Raw genomic sequence first — 350 nt, forward strand, 5'->3', positions numbered from 1 at the left:
AATGGCCCGATACCAGGTATGCTTTTCAGTCTGAGGGTATCCTCATTTTGCTGGCTGATAAGCGCAAGGCGCAGATCCAGAGTTTTAATCCGCTGCTGATTGTCCTGAAGTTCCTGCAACATCTCATGGAACAGCTCCCGGCTGAGCGTGGTGAGCTCATTTTCTGCATCCTCCAGGTGCTCAGGCAGGTGGGCCATAATTTTATGAGCCCCTTCCGGTATGGCGATACCGTATTCCAGGCCTAGCCCCCGTATCTGGTTAATCAGCGCGGTTTTGTTTTTCATCAGCCGCTGGCGAACCCGGTGCAGACACTGAATATCCTGCTGTTCAATAGACTTCTCCGGCACATA

General features: G+C 52.0%; 1 pseudogene. It reads right to left on the reverse strand.

From position 1 onward, the window contains the following. Positions 1–350, reverse strand: a pseudogene (locus QCB45_RS11525) (IS110 family transposase); the annotation flags it as partial.

Source organism: Thiomicrorhabdus sp. ZW0627 (genome assembly GCF_029767005.1).
In the GTDB taxonomy this organism is placed as follows: domain Bacteria; phylum Pseudomonadota; class Gammaproteobacteria; order Thiomicrospirales; family Thiomicrospiraceae; genus Thiomicrorhabdus.